Annotated in this window: 3 protein-coding genes; all 3 read right to left on the reverse strand. The window is 63.4% G+C overall.

Annotation, left to right across the window (positions count from 1 at the left end):
• Positions 1–55: 55 nt before the first annotated feature.
• On the reverse strand, positions 56–508 hold the full coding sequence (locus tag BM115_RS26965; protein ID WP_092302028.1) for a DUF3304 domain-containing protein: 453 nt from the start codon (positions 506–508) through the stop codon (positions 56–58).
• Positions 505–1,371 (reverse strand): DUF4123 domain-containing protein, encoded by an 867-nt coding sequence (locus BM115_RS26970; RefSeq protein ID WP_092302031.1) that lies wholly within the window; start codon positions 1,369–1,371, stop codon positions 505–507. The genes BM115_RS26965 and BM115_RS26970 overlap by 4 nt, the downstream gene beginning before the upstream one ends.
• 12 nt (positions 1,372–1,383) lie before the next feature.
• A partial coding sequence (locus BM115_RS26975) for a type VI secretion system Vgr family protein (RefSeq protein ID WP_143093958.1) occupies positions 1,384–2,220 on the reverse strand: 837 nt, incomplete at its 5' end.

Here is a 2,220-nt window from a genome sequence, read left to right on the forward strand (position 1 = left end):
CCACGCCCGTGGGCGCGCTACTGTGTAAGGCATGACTCTCCTCGTGGAACTGTGGTTACTTGCGCGCCTCGTCCCCTTTCAGGGGATACGCCGGGTGACCAAGCAGCGTCATGGTCACGAACACCTTGATACTGCCGTCTCGAAGAAAATGGAGAGTCAGAAGCCCCACGTCTTCAGGGCGGTAGGGGGGCACAGGGACAATCCGCTCCTGCGGAACATCGTCGATGCGATGGAGCCACCTGACCTTCGCCGTCATGCCAGGCTTGTAGACCCGTGGCACCGTGACGCAGCACGTGAACTTTCCGCCGCCCTTGTGCGCGCCAATATTCGGGCCGCCATGACCGTTGACCTCGAACGCGTAGATGCCTACATCGGTGTGGTTGTAGCCAACCATTGACACGGAGATTGGCTCCTCGCCACATCCGGACATTGCCAGCGACAGTGCCGCAAGCATGGCCAGCCGGCCGCAACGCCTCAGGCTCGCCGCCGATGCCAGACGATGGTTCATCGTGCATCCTCCTGCTCGTCAGGCGCTTCCCATAAAGGCGTGCCGGCGGCGGCGACCTCACCCCCAAGTCCGCCTGCCCACTTCGCAAACGTATCGCTGTGCGCATTCGCCGGCATCGACAACCGTTGCGTGGCTTGCGGATGATCGACAAAGCGCCCTGACGTCTGGAAGGCCAATATCAGGTACTCCACCAAATCTTCCACGTCGGACAACCCATGCTGGCGCGCGGCACGCAAATGCGCTTCGATAAATGGATGAACTACGCGGTATGGCACGTGCCGCAGCTTTGGCATGATCGCCTGCAGGCCGCCGATCATGCCGTCCGCTTCGGTGGCGGCCTCCAGGGCGGCGATTTGCTTTTCGTCGAGGTGGACGGGCAGGGAAAACGCCCCGTCATGGTGAGCGTCGTCGGCAGGCAGCGTGGCCTGCTGGCACTTACCGAAACGGTCGAAGTAGCGCCATTCCGTGATGCCGCGCGTGAAGAATCCGCGTTGATCGTCGTCAAGGAGCGCGAGCCATGTCGGAAAGATGCGGCCGTCGTACCAGCGGATGATCATTTCGCGATTGTTCGGCACCTTGACCTGATGAAACTGCCGTAGATGCCCGGCGAGGTCGGTCAGCGGACGCGAGGCTGCGATGATGCTGACGCACGGTTTCAGCTCACCGAGGCGCATCGCATCGGCAAGGACGTTCCGGCCAGTCTGATCGTCATGGCTCAGGTCGATCAGCAACGGGGCGATGTCCAGCAGCGATGCCTCGGGATAGCCTTCGAACAGCGACTGGTATGCGGCGCCACAACGGTCCAGCCGAAGGTGGAAGCGCATTTGATGGCTTGAGTCGATCAGGGCGAACCGGTAGTCCATATGGGAGTGCCTCTATTTGATGTAGATGCCGAACTGGCCGCTGCGCATGGCGTCGATCAGGCAGCTCTTGCAAGCCGTGCGGGGCAATTGCTGCGGCGGAATCAACTTGGCCCCCGGCGCGTGCTTGTCCCACGATGCGCACTTCTCGGCGATGTCGCCCAGCGTGACGTTCTCGATCCGCTCGCCAGTGATGCGGATGTAGGAACCTCCGGCACCGATCCAGACCTCCTTGTCAGCGGTAAGAACAACCTTCCCGTCCGTACTGCTGATCGTGACGTCCTTAAGCGCCGCCAGCTGCAGTTCATCGCTCTGCGCCTGAATCTCGACCTTGCCGCGCGCGGCGAACAGCTTCATGCCGAGCTTCTGCGCGAACAGGGACACCGCTTCGCCGGCGGCGACGGTGAAGCGCTTGACGGCGCTGATGTCCGCGCTGCCGCCGGCGGTGGCGATGAGATGGTTCGCCGCGCTCGTTTGCAGGTCCGCCCCGGACACCAGGGCGATACCAGCGGGCGCGCTGGCGAGCAGTCCGGCGGCGCGCAGTTGCTTGAGGCTGTCATTGAGCAGGGCCTGCTGGCGCTCGCAGTCGGCGGCGAGGGCTTGTGCGGCCCTGGCGGTCTCGGCCAGTGCCTGGCTTTGCTGGAGCGCTTGTTCGAGCAGGCGCTGAGCCGGGGCCATGTCGAGTTGCTGTCCGCTGGCCTTTGGCTGGTCATCGGCGGTGATGAACAACCCCTTGCCGCCCCGGATGGCCCCCCAGCCAGACGTCCTGAGTTCGAACCCCTCCCCCCGCCGCTTCCACTTCCCGTCGACCATATGGCCAAGCGTCAGCTGGGATTTGCCGGAATGCTCGGT

The organism is Cupriavidus sp. OV096, assembly GCF_900115455.1.
Taxonomy (GTDB): Bacteria; Pseudomonadota; Gammaproteobacteria; order Burkholderiales; family Burkholderiaceae; genus Cupriavidus.